This window comes from Bacillus swezeyi (assembly GCF_001969815.1).
Taxonomy (GTDB): domain Bacteria; phylum Bacillota; class Bacilli; order Bacillales; family Bacillaceae; genus Bacillus; species Bacillus swezeyi.
In genome coordinates this window covers 401870-416705 of the sequence record NZ_MRBK01000006.1, presented here as the reverse complement: position 1 = coordinate 416705, position 14836 = coordinate 401870, and the positions used below count along the sequence as shown (strand labels likewise).

General features: G+C 44.6%; 16 protein-coding genes. 8 read left to right on the top strand and 8 right to left on the bottom strand.

Annotation, left to right across the window (positions count from 1 at the left end; all coding sequences use genetic code 11):
• Nucleotides 1-33 precede the first annotated feature (33 nt).
• Genes BTA30_RS08255 through liaR form a run of 4 tightly spaced genes read left to right on the top strand, consistent with a single transcriptional unit; the run spans nt 34 to nt 3294 of the window.
• On the top strand, nt 34-834 hold the full coding sequence (locus BTA30_RS08255; RefSeq protein WP_076760763.1) for a DUF4097 domain-containing protein: 801 nt from the start codon (nt 34-36) through the stop codon (nt 832-834).
• Nucleotides 835-864: 30 nt separating this feature from the next.
• Nucleotides 865-1596, top strand: a complete 732-nt coding sequence (gene liaF / locus BTA30_RS08250; RefSeq protein ID WP_076760762.1) for a cell wall-active antibiotics response protein LiaF — start codon at nt 865-867, stop codon at nt 1594-1596.
• Entirely contained in the window at nt 1593-2681 is a 1089-nt protein-coding gene (gene liaS / locus BTA30_RS08245) for a two-component system sensor histidine kinase LiaS (protein WP_076760761.1), read from the top strand. The genes liaF and liaS overlap by 4 nt, the downstream gene beginning before the upstream one ends.
• Nucleotides 2659-3294, top strand: coding sequence for a two-component system response regulator LiaR (gene liaR, locus BTA30_RS08240; RefSeq protein ID WP_076760760.1), 636 nt, complete (start codon nt 2659-2661; stop codon nt 3292-3294). Before liaS ends, liaR begins: the two co-directional genes overlap by 23 nt.
• A gap of 36 nt (nt 3295-3330) precedes the next feature.
• Here liaR and BTA30_RS08235 read toward each other — a convergent pair whose 3' ends face one another.
• The 4 genes from BTA30_RS08235 to BTA30_RS08220 are packed head-to-tail and all read right to left on the bottom strand — an operon-like array spanning nt 3331 to nt 7397.
• Nucleotides 3331-3723: a hypothetical protein gene (locus BTA30_RS08235; protein WP_076760759.1), complete on the bottom strand. Its 393-nt coding sequence runs from the start codon at nt 3721-3723 to the stop codon at nt 3331-3333.
• 44 nt (nt 3724-3767) lie between these two features.
• On the bottom strand, nt 3768-4889 hold the full coding sequence (locus BTA30_RS08230) for a Ger(x)C family spore germination protein (RefSeq protein ID WP_076760758.1): 1122 nt from the start codon (nt 4887-4889) through the stop codon (nt 3768-3770).
• Entirely contained in the window at nt 4886-5986 is a 1101-nt protein-coding gene (locus tag BTA30_RS08225) for an endospore germination permease (protein ID WP_076760757.1), read from the bottom strand. The genes BTA30_RS08230 and BTA30_RS08225 overlap by 4 nt, the downstream gene beginning before the upstream one ends.
• Nucleotides 5955-7397, bottom strand: coding sequence for a spore germination protein (locus tag BTA30_RS08220; RefSeq protein ID WP_076760938.1), 1443 nt, complete (start codon nt 7395-7397; stop codon nt 5955-5957). The genes BTA30_RS08225 and BTA30_RS08220 overlap by 32 nt, the downstream gene beginning before the upstream one ends.
• Before the next feature lie 126 nt (nt 7398-7523).
• On the opposite strand from BTA30_RS08220, the gene BTA30_RS08215 reads away from it, so the two are divergent.
• Nucleotides 7524-7691, top strand: a complete 168-nt coding sequence (locus tag BTA30_RS08215; RefSeq protein WP_076760756.1) for a YvzF family protein — start codon at nt 7524-7526, stop codon at nt 7689-7691.
• A gap of 81 nt (nt 7692-7772) precedes the next feature.
• Nucleotides 7773-9161 (top strand): class II fumarate hydratase, encoded by a 1389-nt coding sequence (gene fumC / locus BTA30_RS08210; protein WP_076760755.1) that lies wholly within the window; start codon nt 7773-7775, stop codon nt 9159-9161.
• 275 nt (nt 9162-9436) lie between these two features.
• Here fumC and BTA30_RS08200 read toward each other — a convergent pair whose 3' ends face one another.
• Nucleotides 9437-10318 carry a TetR/AcrR family transcriptional regulator gene (locus BTA30_RS08200; RefSeq protein WP_076760753.1) on the bottom strand — a complete coding sequence of 294 codons (882 nt, stop codon included), beginning with the start codon at nt 10316-10318 and terminating at the stop codon, nt 9437-9439.
• 183 nt (nt 10319-10501) lie between these two features.
• On the opposite strand from BTA30_RS08200, the gene spxO reads away from it, so the two are divergent.
• Nucleotides 10502-10666 (top strand): anti-adapter protein SpxO, encoded by a 165-nt coding sequence (spxO, locus tag BTA30_RS23340; protein WP_094777308.1) that lies wholly within the window; start codon nt 10502-10504, stop codon nt 10664-10666.
• 24 nt (nt 10667-10690) lie between these two features.
• On the opposite strand, the gene cssS is transcribed toward spxO, so the two are convergent.
• A complete protein-coding gene (cssS, locus tag BTA30_RS08195; RefSeq protein WP_076760752.1) occupies nt 10691-12037 on the bottom strand; it encodes a two-component system sensor histidine kinase CssS in 1347 nt (448 codons plus the stop codon).
• On the bottom strand, nt 12034-12708 hold the full coding sequence (locus BTA30_RS08190; protein ID WP_076760751.1) for a response regulator transcription factor: 675 nt from the start codon (nt 12706-12708) through the stop codon (nt 12034-12036). Before BTA30_RS08190 ends, cssS begins: the two co-directional genes overlap by 4 nt.
• Before the next feature lie 241 nt (nt 12709-12949).
• Between BTA30_RS08190 and BTA30_RS08185 the strand changes: the two genes are divergently transcribed.
• Nucleotides 12950-14320: a S1C family serine protease gene (locus BTA30_RS08185; RefSeq protein WP_076760750.1), complete on the top strand. Its 1371-nt coding sequence runs from the start codon at nt 12950-12952 to the stop codon at nt 14318-14320.
• Nucleotides 14321-14356: 36 nt separating this feature from the next.
• On the opposite strand, the gene BTA30_RS08180 is transcribed toward BTA30_RS08185, so the two are convergent.
• A complete protein-coding gene (locus tag BTA30_RS08180) occupies nt 14357-14821 on the bottom strand; it encodes a Dps family protein (RefSeq protein WP_076760749.1) in 465 nt (154 codons plus the stop codon).
• Nucleotides 14822-14836: the final 15 nt, after the last annotated feature.

The following is a 14836-nucleotide window of genomic DNA, read 5'->3' as shown; positions in this document are numbered from 1 at the left end:
AGCATACACTTACTTGGCGAAAGGATTAAACACATGAAAAAAACGTTAGGAAAACTGCTGATCATCGCTGGCATTGTGATTCTCGCCTGCTTCATTTATGATGGTGTGCGCGGTTTTTCATTCATTGGCTTCAATCAAGAATCAGTCCATACAGCCAGTGCTTCACCGAAGAAGGTCAACAAAATCGACATCAGTGCAAAAAGCATAACGGTAAACATCAAAGCTGAACAGCGTGATGATATAGATGCTGAGCTGTCAGGCAATGCCCGCCTTGAATCATCAGAAAAGGGAGATACCCTTCAGCTGTCCGTACACCCGAAGCCTTTCCAGTTCTTCTTTTTTCAAAAAAATGAACTTATTGTCAGAATCCCTTATGAATACAAAGATGACCTGTCGATCACATCAGGAAGCGGGAATGTGAACATATCAGGCGGTCATTTGCATTTAAAAAAGGTAGCCTTAAGCTCGGGAAGCGGCAGCCAAAAAGTGAATCAGCTCCAGGCGGAACAGCTTGAGGTCAAAGGGACGTCGGGAAATATTCGCTTAAAAGACGTCCGCACAGCGGAGGCGGACATTCGCTCAACATCAGGAAATACAAAGCTTGAAGATGTGACCGGGAAGCTGAACATCAAGCAGACATCGGGAAATGCGAAACTCGATCTGCCCGACGATGCAGACATCAGCCTTGAAGCCGTATCGACAAGCGGAAACATCAGCTATTCTTATTCCTTTGATCAAATCAGCAGTGAAAAACGAACACTGACTGGAAAAAACGGAAATGGTCAAAATAAAATTGATATCTCGTTGACAAGCGGGAATGTATCAATTGAATAAACGACAAAAAGAAAGGGGGCCGGAGTCAGCATGCGTCTAACAAAAAACCAATTGATCGGACTCGTCATCGTTCTGTTCGGTATCAGCATATTTTTTCAAAACAGCGGGCTTGGAGACGTCTTATTCTGGCCGCTCGCTTTTCTTTTTGCCGGGTATTTGCTTCATAAATATTCACGCCGCTGGCTCGGGTCTGTGATGTTTATTTTTGCGGGCTTCCTGGTTCTCAAAGATATCTTCAGCATTACATTCAGCCTGTTCGGCTTCTTTTTTGCCGCTTTCCTCATTTATGCAGGCTACAGGCTTGTCACAAATCAGCCGGTTTTCGACCGCAGTAAACCTAAAGAACGCGGGAAAGATATGGCCGGCTCAGAACCGTTTCAGAAAAAAACGAGCGCCGGTCAGCACAGCTTTTTTTTCGGTGATGTGAAATTGATGAAAAAACCTTTTGATTTAAATGATTTAAACATATCCGGATTCATCGGAGACGTAAAAATCGATTTGTCAAAAGCGATCATTTCAGATGAGGAAAATACAATCGTCATCACCGGGCTGATCGGTGATGTTGATATTTACATTCCGTCTGATCTTGACGTCTCCATCAGCTCTTCGGCGTTTATCGGCGACATTGACATTATCGGCGACCGGAAAAGCGGCATCGGCAACCAAATCTATACCGAGTCAGAGAATTACGAACAATCGGCAAGACGGGTTAAAATTTCGATTTCCCTGTTTATCGGTGATGTGGATGTGCGGTTTATATGAAAACGAACAGGCTTGCAAACATTCAGTGGCGCGCCGTCCGTTTGTCCTTGGGTGTCAGCTTTACGATTTTGATTGCTGTATTGGGCTTCATGCTGTTCTATTATCAGCTCGATCCGCGGGTGCTCATCGCCTCGAGATGGTTCGGAATCCCGTTTATCGTGCTCCTAGTGTCGATCAGTGCAGCCGTAGGGTTCGGTTCTGGCTATATGTTTGGCAATCAGCTGAAAAAACGGCTTGAAAAGCTGATCGAATCGATTTTAAAATACGAAAACGGCAATTTTGCTTACCGGATTCCATCGCTTGGAGATGATGAGATCGGACTCGCCGCCGATCAGCTCAATGAAATGGCGGAGCGGATCGAAAGGCAGGTCGCTTCTCTTCAAAAGCTGTCAAATGAAAGGGCGGAATGGCAGGAGCAAATGAAAAAATCCGTTGTCTCCGAAGAACGCCAGCGCCTGGCCCGGGAACTGCATGATGCGGTAAGCCAGCAGCTGTTTGCCATTTCCATGATGACATCGGCGGTTCTTGAAGGAATCAATGCTTCGGCTGATGAAAAACTTGCGCAAAGGCTGAAAATGGTGGAAAAAATGGCCGCCGATGCACAGAATGAGATGAGAGCGCTGCTTTTGCACCTGAGACCGGTCACGCTTGAAGGGAAAGGTTTAAAAGAAGGGCTGGCCGACCTCCTGAATGAGTTTAAAGCGAAACAGTCGATGGATATCGATTGGGAAATCGAGGATGCCGGAAGACTGCCAAAGGGTGTCGAAGACCATCTGTTCAGAATCGTACAAGAAGCGCTTTCGAATGTATTCAGGCATTCAAAGGCGACAAAAGTATCTGTCAGACTGCTGATCAGGAACCGGCAGCTCCAGCTGAAGGTGATTGATAATGGAGATGGATTTAAGATGGATGCCGTAAAAACGTCATCATACGGGCTGAATTCTATTAAAGAAAGAGCCAGCGAAGTCGGCGGTGTGGCGGAAATTATTTCATTTGCGGGAAAAGGAACACAAGTTGATGTAAAGGTTCCGATCTTTGATCAAGGAAAAGGAGAGACTGAAGGTGATTCGAGTACTGTTAATTGATGATCATGAAATGGTGAGGATGGGGCTGGCTGCTTTTTTGGAATCGCAGCCTGATATTGAGGTGATCGGTGAAGCTTCAGACGGCAGGCGCGGTGTTGAGCTGGCTGTTGAAACCAAGCCGGATGTCATCTTGATGGATCTTGTAATGGAAGGAATGGATGGCATTGAGGCGACAAAGGAAATCTGCCGGGAGCTTGCCGATCCGAAAATCATCGTGCTGACGAGCTTTATTGATGATGACAAGGTCTATCCGGTGATAGAAGCCGGGGCGCTCAGCTATTTGCTGAAAACATCGAAAGCCAGTGAAATCGCCGATGCGATCAGGGCTGCGAGCGTGGGAGAACCAAAGCTTGAAGCAAAGGTGGCGGGTAAGGTATTATCAAAGCTGAGACATTCATCTGGGGATCTGCCTCTACATGAATCATTGACGGCAAGAGAATTGGAAATCCTCAAGCTTGTGGCAGAAGGAAAAACAAACAAGGGTATTGCGGAAGAATTATTTATCACGATTAAAACCGTCAAAACCCATGTGACGAACATCCTGTCCAAGCTTGAAGTCGATGACCGTACACAAGCCGCCGTATACGCGCATCGAAACAAGCTTGTTCAGTGACGGAAACAAAAAACAGCTTTCCTATGAAAGCCGTTTTCAACCGTTCCAATATTTTCGATCATCAGCTGCGGGCAGAGTGAAAGAGTCGGCATCACTGGTTCGGTCGGGTTCTTGTGCGTTTTGGTTCTCTTCGTGTTCAGCTTCGTTTTGGGCCGTTATGCTGGCGTTTTGATCAATGAGATCGAGATTTTCGGCCAAAATGGCATTGTTTTTTTCCTGCAGCTCAATCAGTTTGCTGATGCCGAGCAAAATAAATCCGCCGATGATGCAAAAAGCCGGAGTGGAGAGATACGAACCGATCGTAAAGAACAGCATCGATTGTGAATCCTCCATATACGGATCAAATACGACATCATGAATCATAAAACAGGACAGAATGATTGCGGCCGCAATCAGGAAAATACCTGTTATCTGCAATATCCGCTTCATGCTAAATCACCCTTTCACTTCCATTTTATCAGAAAATTTGGCTCCTATCTTGCTTGTGTCGCTCCTTTTGTTCCAAAATCCTGAATGGTTGCATTGATATGATAGTCGATATCGGCTTCGCTGAAGTGTTTATCCCAATTGTGTTGATCTTTCTGCCAGCGCTTCGGATAGTTGATTCTGGCATAGTCCGAAAAATCGGTGATATCGACTTTTAAATCATGTTGTAAAAGGTCAATCAGCTGCCTGACGCGTTTTTCGATGTCTTTTTGGACCGACCGTTCAATTGCTCTAATGTAATTTGGATTAAAAGAATCTTCGCCTTTATACCAGTCTTCAGACAATCTCCCTTTAATATGTGAACGTACGGTAAATTTGTATTTGTCGTTTTCTCTCGTGATATGAACGCGATGAGTGATTGAAAACACTTCGTATGAAAACAAATGTCCTTGATGTCTTGATTCTATGACCCCGCCGTTCACTTTTCCCATCAATAAATTCAATGCTTCTATTTGAGCTGAAGAAATATTTGCATATGGCTTGTTGTTTTTTAGAATGGCCCCGCCTTCCAACTGAAGCTGCCCCTTTTCTTCGACAGCCCTCGGCATGATAAAAGACATGCCTTTCTGCATTTTAATTGAAATATCGCCCAATGTGACGGGTTTAAGCAATTTGATCGTTGACGCCCTGTTTTGTGCGATGCTATGGATTGCTTCTGAAGCGGGATCACCTGCATCATCTATCTTCAAAAGGCGTCCGGCCGGCCCCGGCGCCATATAGACTTCACTGCTCCTTCTGATGCTGTTATCCCGGATAAACTGATTGATTAAGGCATCCAAAGAAATGTCAGATGCAAGATCTTCCGAGAAAATAATGACGTGCAGATGCTGTGAGAAGACCGGGAAGTTTTTCAGAGCAGTCGAACGAATCGTTTGATGAACCGTATTTCCGGATGTGGCCACGATTTTGGTCGGATCTTGGGCGCTTCCGTTCTGGCCGATCTTTTTCGGAACGAGAAACTGATACGTCATTTTCACTTTTTTATCATCTTCTCCTTTATCCATCGCAAGGCCGATCGCAATGCTGAGCTCTTCGATCTGCCTGCTGTCCCAGCAGCCTGTCAAAAGGAGAAGAAGGGACAGCGCCGCTAGTATTCCTTTTTTTTTCACGAAGCTTTAAACCTCCTTTTAGCCGACACGAGCAAAAAGATCAGGATCGGGAGCACGCAGAACACGACGATGAAGACATAGCCTAAAAAATCGCTGTAAACCAAGACTTCATTGGTGTCTTGCGGCAAGAGAGAGGCCATGTAAGCAAGGGCGCCGATGAGCAACACGTTTTTTTTGACGGGCCAGCCGAAAACATTTTCAAGCCCTGAAGCGGCAAAGTATGTATAGACGACAAAGGTGGTGAAAAATTGGATCGTCCAGATGACGAGCAAAAACGATTCGAACCTTTCAATAAAAATGCCTCTGATTTCAAACGATTGAAACAATGAGATCGTCGGCCAGGTCATCGTCATCACTTCTGACGCGGTCAGAGCGCCGACAACGACGACAAAAGTTAAAATATATAAAGTAAGCGGGATCCCAAAACCGATGGCGGCAGCTTTGAACAGCTTTTCTTTATTTTTAACGTATTTAGGCAGAAACAACATGAGCTCCACGCCTAAAAATGAAATGGAGACAACCGTCAAAGCGCTTGTGATTGAGCCAACCCCGAGGCCGAGGAGAGGCCTTAAATTGTTGACTTGAAACATATTCATACTTAAGCCGTAAACGACAAGCAGAATCACGAGCGTAATCGAGAGGAAAAACGGGAAAATCTTCGACATGTCGCTGATTCCGCCGACGACCATATAGATCGCGCAAATCACAAAAGCAAAAATCGTCACGCCCATCGGTGTAAATTGAAGCAGAAAAAATTTAACCATCTCGGCCATCGCTCGTGCTTCAAAACTTGCCACTCCCAAGAAATATAAACTGATGCACAGGTTCAAAATGTTCCCGATCACTAAGCCGCAGCCCTCTTTCGTATAATCAAAAAAAGAAAGAACATTGTGCTTTTTGACGATTTTGGCGTTCATATAGATAATCAAAATAAAAACAAGTCCTTCAACGATCAAAACGATCCATCCGTCTGGAGAGAGCGTTTTCTGCGTCAGTGCCCTGGGAAGGGTCAGCAGCCCTGCCCCCAGCATCGTACTGGTAATAATCGCAGCTGCTTCATACGTGCTAATCCGATCGAGCTGATTTTTCTGCATCATTTTGCTGATTCACCTCACGATTCTTTGTCGGCAAACGAATGATCGCCTCATCTGAATGTTTTAAGCTGAAAAAGTGATTAGGGTTAAAATACGGGTTGCCAAAGCTTCGCTGCCTGACCAAATGGGTGAAAATCACGAGCATGAATAAAATAATCCCGTACAGTCCGAACACGGCGGCGACAATCATGGAAATAAACCGCAGCACCCGAAACGACAGCCCCATGCCGTATTGAGGAACTGTAAAAGAAGCAAGGGCGATAACACTGACGATAATCACCATGACAGAGCTGACAATATTGGCTTCCACAGCTGCCTGGCCGATGACAACGCCCCCGACCAAGCCGATCGTCTGGCCGAGCGGATTAGGGAGCCTCAAACCGGCTTCCCTCAGAAGCTCAATCGTGATTTCCATAATCAGTGCTTCAAGAAGCGGAGGAAACGGAACTTCCTCCCGTGTACTCGCAATTGTGACAGCCAGGGCAGTCGGCAGCATCCCTTGATGAAACGAAACAAGCGAAATATAAAATGCCGACAAGAACAGAGTGATGAAGATCGAGCTGAACCGCAGAAATCTGATCAGAGTCGAGGCGATCCACCTCTCATAATAATCATCAGGGGACTGCATCACCATTCCAAAGGAGGCCGGCACAATCAGGGCAAAGGGGGAATAATCGACAAAGATGGCGATCCGCCCGTTGAACAGCGCTGACGAAACTTTATCCGGCCGTTCTGTGTTTTGAATCTGCGGAAAGGGTGAAAACTGATTATCTTCAATCAGCTCTTCAAGCACCCCAGAATCTTGAATATCGTCCAGCTGCACTTTTTTCAGACGCTTTTTCAGGTCTGATATAATCGATTCATCTGCTTTGCCGTCAATGTATAAAATGGTGGCATTTTTAAGCTTGCTTTTTCCGATCGGAAGCTTCTCGACTGTCAGGTCCTGATCTGGCACACGCTGCCTGACGAGCGCCACATTTGTATCCACATCCTCAATAAAACCGATTTTCGGTCCTCTGACGACATTTTCTGTATTCACCTCTCCAAGGCTTCTCTTCTTTTTTTCAAATGTCGGCAGCGCAAAAACGGTATTCATGCCATTAATGAAAAGCAAACACTTTCCTTGAAAAATGGTGTTTATCGCGTCCCTTACCTTGTGAATGGGCTCAGCATTCAGTTTGTTTAAGCGAAGGCGCACATCTTCCAATGAGAGAGAGCTTTCATCCGTGCACAGCGTTTTGGCTGCTTTCTGTATTTTGGCATCATCATTTAAATCACGAAAATATAAAAAATAAAAAATGACTCCGTTTTTCAGCATTTTTTTATTTTGAACGAGATCGTCGTTGTGCTCGAGGCGGGGAAGGAGCAAAGCGAGATTTTCGTGGATATGGTCCTTAAATTCTGACTGACTGATGGTGATCACCTGCCTTGGCATTTCTAAATATGGATATCGGTTATCTTTTCCTGTTAAAAAAACAATATACTGTGTTACATTAGTGTTTGGCGAAATTTTCATTGAACAGAGACGGAGTGAGAAGAGTTGGCGCAAATCAGGCTTACGGGGAAACTGGAAGAGATCGAACACATTATTCAATCTTTTTCTAAACATTATGAGGTTTCATATGTATCGAAGGAATACGGAAAGACAAACCCGAAATATAAATATGCAAAAGAATCGCGAGTTTATATTGAGCTAAAATTAAAATAAAGATAAAATTTAAATAAGAGGGTTTTATCAATTTTTATCGAAATATAGTCTACTGTAGACTAGAGAAGGAAGGGATACATAGTGAATTATAGAATTGAAAAAGATACGATGGGTGAAATCAAGGTTCCTGCCGATAAGTTTTGGGGAGCCCAAACCCAGCGAAGCAAGGAGAACTTTAAAATCGGTTCTGAAAAAATGCCGCAGGAAATTGTGTATGCGTTTGCAATTTTAAAAAGAAGCGCTGCCATTGCGAATGAACGGCTTGGAAACCTTGAAGCAGAAAAATCAGATGCGATCGTTTCCGTTTGTGATGAAATTTTAGAAGGAAAGTATGACAGCCATTTTCCGCTGGTCGTCTGGCAGACTGGAAGCGGGACGCAAAGCAACATGAATATGAATGAAGTCGTGGCAAACAGAGGCACAGCCTATCTGCAGGAAAAAGGCTCAAGCTTTAAGATTCATCCGAATGATGATGTCAACCGCAGCCAAAGCTCAAATGACACATTCCCGACAGCGATGCACGTCGCGGCCGTACTCGCGATTTACGAAAAGCTGGTTCCGGCGGTTGACCGCTTGCGAAGCACGCTGAATGAAAAAGCCGAAGCCTTTAAAGATGTCGTGAAAATCGGCCGTACCCACCTGCAGGATGCGACACCGCTCACATTGGGGCAGGAGATCAGCGGCTGGGTTTACATGCTTGACCGCTCTAAAGAAATGATCCTTGAATCTGCGGAAAAAATCCGCGACCTTGCCATTGGAGGAACCGCGGTTGGTACAGGGATCAACGCTCATCCGGAATTCGGAAGCATTGTTGCCGAAGAGATCAGCAGTCTGACCGGGCAGTCTTTCAAAAGCTCGCCTAATAAATTTCATGCGCTGACAAGCCATGATGAACTGACACACGTACATGGCTCACTTAAAGCGCTTGCAGCAGACCTTATGAAAATCGCCAATGATGTCAGATGGCTGGCAAGCGGACCGCGCTGCGGGATCGGCGAGCTGATCATTCCTGAAAATGAACCGGGAAGCTCCATTATGCCGGGCAAAGTAAACCCTACGCAAAGCGAAGCGCTGACAATGGTTGCATCCCAAATCATGGGGAATGACGCAACGATCGGTTTTGCGGCGAGCCAGGGGAATTTTGAATTAAACGTCTTTAAGCCGGTCATCATTTATAATTTCCTGCAATCGGTTCAGCTCCTTGCCGACGGCATGAATTCATTCCATGACAAATGCGCCGTGGGCATTGAACCGAATCAGGAGACAATTGAAAAGAACCTGACAAACTCTCTTATGCTCGTCACAGCTTTAAATCCGCATATCGGTTATGAAAATGCTGCGAAAATCGCGAAGCTGGCTCATAAAGAGGGATTGACACTGAAAGAAGCGGCTCTTAAGCTGAATCTTTTAACAGAAAAGCAGTTTGATGAGATTGTGAAGCCTGAAGAAATGGTGAAACCGAAAGCATAACAAATAAAACGGCCGTAAACAGCGGCCGTTTCAGCGTGTCGACAAACCCTCGCATTCGTTGTCAGGCCTGCGCGTCGGTGCTCACGAATTCCAACATTCGCTCCGCTCCGATGCTCGTCCTTCCTAGACTGCAAGGGTTTTCAATCACGCTGAAAGGATGACAAAATCCTAAAACTTTAAACCGTTTTAGGATTTTGTCAACAATCTGAAACGGCCGTAAACAGCGGCCATTTTTTATATGTATCGATCGCGCCATCAGAGCCGTTGATCATCCTTCAATCTGAATGTCTCCGGTCTTTTTTGATCAGTTCTGCAAGTTTATCCGTTTCTTTTTGCAGGCCGTCAAATCCCTTCAAATTCGCAAGCATCCCTTTGATGATGGCGTTTTTGGGCTTTCGTTTTCTCAGTTCTTTTTCCAGAATATCGAGGCTTTCAGTCAGGTCGGAAGGCGGGGTGCTGTGATACCGCTTGTCTGCTTTGATCCGCATTTCTTTGAGCAGGGCTTCCTTCAGCGGATCGAACGTGTCAAAAGGGCCGAACCACTTGTCCGCTTTGTCGATCGAAATCAGCGGATTTTCGTTTCGATTCAGCATTCCCTTTGCCAAATCATCTAGGCGGTTCAGCAAATGGTCGGCGAGAAGGTGAAGGTCAAAAGAATGATGAAGCAAAATCATTAATTCAAGATATACATCGCTCATCCCGTTGATCATAAAACAAAGCTCGGCGCTGTATGGTTCAATGTCTTTGCCGTATATATTCTGGATGTTTTCAATATGCAGCCGGAGAGTCGTCGTCCGCATTTTTTTGGCGAACGATTCAATCTCTTCATTGATCGGCATCGACCGCTCATTAAATTGCATTGTAATAAACTCTTTGTGTTCGAGAATGTTTTCGAAAAAAACGGTCAGCTGTTTCCGGTAAACATCCCGCGGATTATCATACTCCGCTTGAATTTTTTGGAGCCGTGTAAAGATTCTATCATAGTAATAGTGGAGCACTGAAAGGAGAAGCGCTTCTTTTGATTTGAAGTAGATGTAGAAAGCGCCTTTTGAGATTTGGCATTCTTTCGCAATTTCCTGCACTGATGTTGAGCTGTACCCTTTTTTGGCAAATAGTTTAATGGCTGTTTCGATAATGACTTTCTCTTTTTCTCTCACGGTCTTCACCTTCCTGAAAGGTTGACATCATAATTTGTTGGCGAATATGCTGACTGGCGGGTCACTTCTTTTGTCCCGTCATAATTTTAACTAGATTGTAACTTGTTTTTTTGTTCGATATTATTTATATTATAAAGTAAGGTGACCGAGTGGTCAAAATTTGCAGAGAAAGGGTGAAGTTTGATGAAAGAAATCGATGAGTTGATCAGCCGCCTGCGCAGCCGGGGAATTAAAGTGGACAAAGTCAAATACCCTAAACATGTGCTGTCAGAAAAGAAATGGATCAAGCAGCCAAAGAAAACAGTGAAACCGAGCTACCGGGATTTTAACGGGTATTCGTTTATATGAAAAAAAGACTGCAGCGTCTACAGTCTAATTTCTTGGAACGGATATTGAGTAGCAAACACCGGTTTCATCGTTTCGAATGGTCATATCAGCTTGATGGAGCGTCAGAATTCGTTTCACGATGCTGAGTCCAATGCCGAATTCGCCTTTCTTCCCTTTATTAAAAGGCTCATACAGGCTGGAAAGCATCTCTTCTTCAATGTGAGGCCCGTCATTTTTGATGGTGATCATCGTATATTTTTTCGCAGACTTCACACTGATTTCAATGAATGTTTCCGCATAGCGGATTTGATTTTCAAGAACATTTTCCATAAGCTTGCTCCATTGTTCTTGATCACCTGTCAGCATGGTTTCCTCTTCAAGATCAATCTTCCAGTTCAATTCTTTTTTAGACCATTTCAAGCGTTCGACAACTTCTTTTATGACCTCTTGTATATTAAAAGTTCCGTAATGTCTTTCCTGTTTCAGCAAATAATCAAGTTTTGTGAGATAAAGCAGGTCCTTGATTTTCTTTTCCAGCTTTTCAGCTTCACCTTCAATGACTTCAATCGTATTTTGCAAATCTCCTTTAGGATAAATACCGTCTTTGATCGACTGGGTATATCCGCGGATGACCATGACGGGCGTTTTCAGGTCGTGGGAAATGTTTTGCAGGAGCGTGCGCTCTGTCTCATCTTTTTGAATCAGCTTCTGCCGCATATCCTCAATGGTATGGCCTAGTTTTCCTATTTCATCTTCCCTGTCGACAATGACCGGATCATCCCAATCCTGTTTGGAAATCCGTTTGACATGCTTTTCAAGCGTCACGAGCGGCCTTGATAAATATCTGGCCAGCCAAATGGAAGGAATCCAGCTCAGCAAAATAACGACTGTCAGAATGAACAGCAGCTGTTTAAACAGTGTGTAGGTTAAGCCATCCCTGTATGAATCAAGCGCATAAGACAATAAAAGAAACGTCTGATCCTGGGTTTGGATTTTTTTAAGGACAAAGAAAATGTGTTCCCCGTCGACATTCTCTGAATATCTTTTAGAAGACGACTCCTGTCTCTTTCCCAGTTTTTGCACCTTGGCAATAAATGAATCGGGAAGAATCTGCGGGCTTTGGTAGACTGTCCCTTTCTCAGGCAGCAAGACGTGCTGTACATGGCGGTTTGTACTGCGTGAGCCATTATCTTCGCCAAAGTCTCTTTCGGGTGAACCCGAAAATCCGTATTCCGTCATCACATGCTGTTCATTTTCAATGTTTGTGTAGATCTCATCTGTAAAAAAGTTTCTTAAGGTGTTGGAAAATAAAAACACCAACAAAATCGAGACGGTTAATAAAATCCCGCAAATCACCGTCCAAATTTGAAAGGCGAGCGATTTATTTTTCATGATTTCAACATCCTGTACCCAAACCCATAGATGGTTTCCACTTTAAGTTCAGGCATTTTTTTGCGCAGTCTTCTGACAAGGTCGTCTACTACCCTGTCGGTGCCGAAGTAATCATCCCCCCACACTCGGGTGAGAATATCCTCTCTTGAGAAGGCGCGGCCCTGATTGTTCATAAAAAGGAGCAGAAGGTCGAATTCCTTTGACGTCAGATTAATCATAGTGTCCTTTTCATAGACTTCCCTTAAATCTTCAAAGACTTTATAGCCGGAAACGGCCGTTCCTTTTTTCTTTGCTGCGGGATCTTCTTTATAAATCAGCTTAAGAAGCTTTTGAACGCGGATGATCAACTCCCGCGGAAGAAACGGCTTGGATATGTAGTCGCTGCTGCCGAGCTCCAGCCCGAGCACCCTGTCGATATCCGCATCTCGCGCTGAAATGAAAATGACGGGAACCTCGGGATCCTCATTTTTTATTTCTTTTATTAGCTTATAGCCGTCGATATCTGGTAACATGATATCGAGAATCCATAAATGAGGAGACTGGCCGATTTTTTTCCTGGCACTTTCACCGTTTAGAAAAGAAGTGACGTGCCAGCCTTCACTCTCTAAATATTTTGTCAGCAATTCATTTAAATTCTCTTCATCTTCAACTAGATAAATGGTGTATGACAAGGCGGTTCACATCCTTTCAACGTCATTATACTAGTTTTAACATAAGTCTGGTCAATTTTCATAATTTCACATATTCTTTTCATTTTTATCCCACAATGTTTCGATAAGATACTCATCAGGGAAGAAAGGAAATGCAGGTATGTGAAAAATATACGGCCGGGTATCTCTTTTTTTGTGAGTGTTAAAGCTTTCTGCCATTTGCGATAGTTGAAGACAAGAAAAATAAAGGAAGTGTACGCTTATGGATTTTAGACGCGATGACGAACAAAAAAATGAAAACGAACAGCCGCAGCAAGAAGAGGCAAAGATACCGCAAACGGCGGCTTCTGAGGAGCAAAACTCGGAACAGCCGGAAAAGGAACCCGAGCTGATTTTAAAAAAGGATGCAGATGATCAGTCAGATCTTACTCATAAAGAAACAGCTGCAGCTTTGGAAAGCGGCAGAGAAACAAGAACCGCAAAAGAAAAACGGCGCAAGGCCGCATGGCTGGGCCCGATTTTGGGCGGCATCATCGGCGGCGGACTTGTATTGGGGATTTCCCCGTACCTGCCTGCCGACCATCCTAATGAAACAGCAGGCGAAAAACAAACAGAACCGAAACAGTCGCAGAACTTTACAGCGAAACCTGTAACAGATGCCGATAATGTAGCTGATATGGTTGAAGATTTGGAGCCTGCGATTGTCGGAGTCTCAAATATACAAACCAGCTTCGGCTTCTCTGAAGATGATGTCGAAGAAAGCGGCACTGGATCAGGCGTCATCTTTAAAAAAGACGGCGACAAAGCCTATGTCATCACAAACAACCATGTTGTTGAAGGCGCCTCAAAAGTAACCATTTCTTTATACAGCGGCAAAACGACCGATGCCAAGATCGTCGGCAGCGATGCATTAACTGATCTGGCTGTTTTAGAGATCAACAGCAAAGGTGTTGAAAAGGTTGCGAGTTTTGGAGATTCTTCAAAACTGCGGGCTGGAGAGAAAGTGATCGCTATCGGAAACCCTCTGGGTCTCCAATTTTCAAGAACGGTTACAGAAGGAATCATCAGCGGTGTCAACCGGACGATTGAAGTCTCTACATCCGAGGGGCAATGGGATATGAATGTCCTTCAGACAGATGCGGCAATCAACCCGGGCAACAGCGGCGGGCCTCTGATCAATGGCAGCGGGCAGGTCATCGGCATTAACAGTATGAAGATCAGCCAAAGCGGTGTTGAATCACTCGGCTTTGCCATCCCGAGCAATGATGTCCAGCCGATCGTTGATGAACTTTTGGAAAAAGGAAAAGTGGAACGGCCGTTCTTAGGCGTTCAAATGATCGATATGCAGCAGGTTCCTGAGCAATATCAGACAAATACGCTGGGGCTCTTTGGGGGTCAGCTCAACACCGGCGTGTATGTCGATAAAGTATCGTCAAAATCTCCGGCAGAGCAAGCAGGCATGAAAGCAGCCGATGTCATCACAAAAATGAACGGCAAAAAAGTTGAAACCACTTCCGATCTCAGAAAAATTCTTTATACCGAAGTGAAAGCGGGAGACACTGTAACATTTGAAGTGCTGAGAAGCGGCAAGGAAAAAACATTGAAAGCAAAGCTTACGAAAAGCAAATCATAAATAAAAGCCATGGCGGATTGCCATGGCTTTTTAATATTACTCGTCCAAAAATGAAGAAAGCATCCACACTTGCTTATCAATTTCCTCTGTTAAGGCGATATAAAGGTCAGCGGTGGCATGATCTGATTTTTCTTCGGCAAGTTCGATTGTATGCTGAATCTCATTGCGGATTTGACGGTAGTCGCTGATCAATGCGGATACCATGTCAGAAGCTGTTTTTTCAGCGCCGGAATCTGAAATGGTTCCGTGATCAAGATAGTCTTTCATGGTTGCGAGCGGATGTCCGCCGATCGCCAGCAATCGTTCCGCAATGACATCAGCCGTTTCCGCAGCGTGGTTGTAAAGCTCTTCAAATTTTTCGTGCAGGGTGAAGAAATGCGGCCCTTTCACATACCAATGGAAGCGGTGAAGCTTCGTATAGAGGATAAACCAGTTTGATAAATTCGTATTCATTGCGTTTTCAAGTACAGGATTTTGCTGTTTTAATTGTTGTGAGATCATGTAATATGTCCTCCT

Excerpts from the sequence above, each read along its gene's own strand:
- BTA30_RS08255 (WP_076760763.1), top strand. The coding sequence starts at position 34 with ATGAAAAAAACGTTAGGAAAACTGCTGATCATCGCTGGCATTGTGATT.
- liaF (WP_076760762.1), top strand. The coding sequence starts at position 865 with ATGCGTCTAACAAAAAACCAATTGATCGGACTCGTCATCGTTCTGTTC.
- liaS (WP_076760761.1), top strand. The coding sequence starts at position 1,593 with ATGAAAACGAACAGGCTTGCAAACATTCAGTGGCGCGCCGTCCGTTTG.
- BTA30_RS08235 (WP_076760759.1), bottom strand. The coding sequence starts at position 3,723 with ATGAAGCGGATATTGCAGATAACAGGTATTTTCCTGATTGCGGCCGCA.
- BTA30_RS08225 (WP_076760757.1), bottom strand. The coding sequence starts at position 5,986 with ATGATGCAGAAAAATCAGCTCGATCGGATTAGCACGTATGAAGCAGCT.
- spxO (WP_094777308.1), top strand. The coding sequence starts at position 10,502 with ATGAAAGAAATCGATGAGTTGATCAGCCGCCTGCGCAGCCGGGGAATT.
- cssS (WP_076760752.1), bottom strand. The coding sequence starts at position 12,037 with ATGAAAAATAAATCGCTCGCCTTTCAAATTTGGACGGTGATTTGCGGG.
- BTA30_RS08185 (WP_076760750.1), top strand. The coding sequence starts at position 12,950 with ATGGATTTTAGACGCGATGACGAACAAAAAAATGAAAACGAACAGCCG.
- BTA30_RS08180 (WP_076760749.1), bottom strand. The coding sequence starts at position 14,821 with ATGATCTCACAACAATTAAAACAGCAAAATCCTGTACTTGAAAACGCA.